The organism is Paenalicyclobacillus macrosporangiidus (assembly GCF_900116805.1).
In the GTDB taxonomy this organism is placed as follows: Bacteria; Bacillota; Bacilli; order Alicyclobacillales; family Alicyclobacillaceae; genus Alicyclobacillus_H; species Alicyclobacillus_H macrosporangiidus.
In genome coordinates this window covers 1-2,558 of record NZ_FPBV01000068.1, presented here as the reverse complement: position 1 = coordinate 2,558, position 2,558 = coordinate 1, and the positions used below count along the sequence as shown (strand labels likewise).

At 59.1% G+C, this 2,558-nt stretch carries 2 rRNA genes; both read left to right on the top strand.

Going from position 1 to position 2,558, the window contains the following annotated elements:
- A 23S ribosomal RNA gene (locus tag BM357_RS18615) occupies positions 1-2,390 on the top strand; the annotation flags it as partial.
- A 50-nt stretch (positions 2,391-2,440) separates the two neighbouring features.
- Positions 2,441-2,557, top strand: a 5S ribosomal RNA gene (gene rrf / locus BM357_RS18610).
- Position 2,558: the final 1 nt, after the last annotated feature.

Here is a 2,558-nt window from a genome sequence, read left to right as displayed (position 1 = left end):
ACCGCGGGAGCGGAGTGAAAGAGAACCTGAAACCGTGTGCCTACAATCAGTCGGAGCAGCGAAAGCTGTGACGGCGTGCCTTTTGTAGAATGAACCGGCGAGTGATGGCAGCGGGCGAGGTTAAGGCGGGAAGCCGGAGCCGAAGCGAAAGCGAGTCTGATAAGGGCGCAAGTCCGCTGACATGGACCCGAAACCGGGTGATCTACCCCTGGCCAGGGTGAAGTGCGGGTAACACCGCATGGAGGCCCGAACCCACCGGCGTTGAAAAGCCGGGGGATGAGCTGGGGGTAGGGGAGAAATTCCAATCGAACCCGGAGATAGCTGGTTCTCCCCGAAATAGCTTTAGGGCTAGCGTCAAGTGGACAGAGGCGGAGGTAGAGCACTGATTGGGTGCGGGGCCCGGCCAGGGTTACCAAGCTCAGTCAAACTCCGAATGCCGCTTCGTGGGTGCTTGGCAGTCAGACTACGAGTGCTAAGATCCGTGGTCGAGAGGGGAACAGCCCAGACCAACAGCTAAGGTCCCGAAGTGCCAGTTAAGTGGGGAACGATGTGGCGGTGCACAGACAACCAGGATGTTGGCTTAGAAGCAGCCATCATTTAAAGAGTGCGTAATAGCTCACTGGTCGAGTGTCGCTGCGCGGAAAATGTAACGGGGCTAAACTGGCCACCGAAGCTTTGGATACGGAGACGTATGGTAGGGGAGCGTTCCGCTTGCGGGGAAGGTGAGCTGGAAGGCTAGCTGGAGCGAGCGGAAGAGAGAATGCCGGTATAAGTAGCGAAAAGACAGGTGAGAATCCTGTCCGCCGAAAGCCCAAGGGTTCCTGGGGAAGGATCGTCCGCCCAGGGTAAGTCGGGACCTAAGGCGAGGCCGAGAGGCGTAGTCGAAGGAGAACTGGTGGAAATTCCAGTACCACCTTGACGCGTTTGAGCGATGGGGTGACGCAGGAGGCTCAGGGGAGCGGCCGGATGGAAGAGGCCGTCCAAGCAGCGAGCGGGGTGTGTAGGGAAATCCGCACACTGGAAACCGTGAGCTGTGACGGGGAGGGAAGGAAAGTACCGAAGCCCTGGGAGTCACACTGCCGAGAAAAGCCTCTAGCGAGTGTCAAGGTGCCCGTACCGGAAACCGACACAGGTGGGCGCGTGGAGAACACGGAGGCGCGCGGGAGAACTCTCGTTAAGGAACTCGGCAAAATGGCCCCGTAACTTCGGGAGAAGGGGCGCTCTGTGAGAGCAGAGCCGCAGTGAAAAGGCCCAAGCGACTGTTTAGCAAAAACACAGGTCTCTGCGAAGCCGAAAGGCGACGTATAGGGGCTGACGCCTGCCCGGTGCTGGAAGGTTAAGAGGAGGGCTTAGGGGGAGACCCCGAAGGTCCGAATTGAAGCCCCAGTAAACGGCGGCCGTAACTATAACGGTCCTAAGGTAGCGAAATTCCTTGTCGGGTAAGTTCCGACCCGCACGAATGGCGTAACGACTTGGGCGCTGTCTCAACGAGAGACCCGGTGAAATTGTAATACCTGTGAAGATGCAGGTTACCCGCGGCTAGACGGAAAGACCCCGTGGAGCTTTACTGCAGCTTGATATTGGAGATGGGTATGTCATGTACAGGATAGGTGGGAGGCGGAGAAGTGTGGGCGCCAGCCTGCACGGAGCCGGCGTTGGGATACCACCCTTGAGATACCTGTTTTCTAACCGGATACCGTGAAGCCGGTATGGGGACAGTGTCAGGCGGGCAGTTTGACTGGGGCGGTCGCCTCCTAAAGGGTAACGGAGGCGCCCAAAGGTTCCCTCAGCGCGGATGGAAATCGCGCGGAGAGTGTAAAGGCAGAAGGGAGCTTGACTGCGAGACGGACAGGTCGAGCAGGGACGAAAGTCGGGCTTAGTGACCCGGTGGTTCTGAGTGGAAGGGCCATCGCTCAACGGATAAAAGCTACCCCGGGGATAACAGGCTGATCTCCCCCAAGAGTCCACATCGACGGGGAGGTTTGGCACCTCGATGTCGGCTCATCGCATCCTGGGGCTGAAGTCGGTCCCAAGGGTTGGGCTGTTCGCCCATTAAAGCGGTACGCGAGCTGGGTTCAGAACGTCGTGAGACAGTTCGGTCCCTATCTGCCGCGGGCGCAGGATACGTGAGAGGGGTCGTCCTTAGTACGAGAGGACCGGGACGAACCGACCGCTGGTGTCCCAGTTGTTCCGCCAGGAGCAGCGCTGGGTAGCCAAGTCGGGGAAGGATAAGCGCTGAAAGCATCTAAGCGCGAAGCCAGCCTCAAGATAACGTATCCCATCCCGAAAGGGAGTAAGACCCCTTGAAGAAGACGAGGTAGATCGGTCCGGAGTGGAAGCGTGGTGACACGTGGAGCTGACGGATACGAATCGGTCGAGGGCTTCACCGGAAGCAGGGGAAACTCGGTATCTGGTTTCGAGGGTGCAAGGGACCCTCAGGTCTGGTGGTGATAGCGGAGGGGAAACACGCGTACCCATCCCGAACACGACCGTTAAGCCCTCCAGCGCCGATGATACTAGGGGCGGGAGCCCCTGGGAAAGCAGGACGCCGCCAGGCG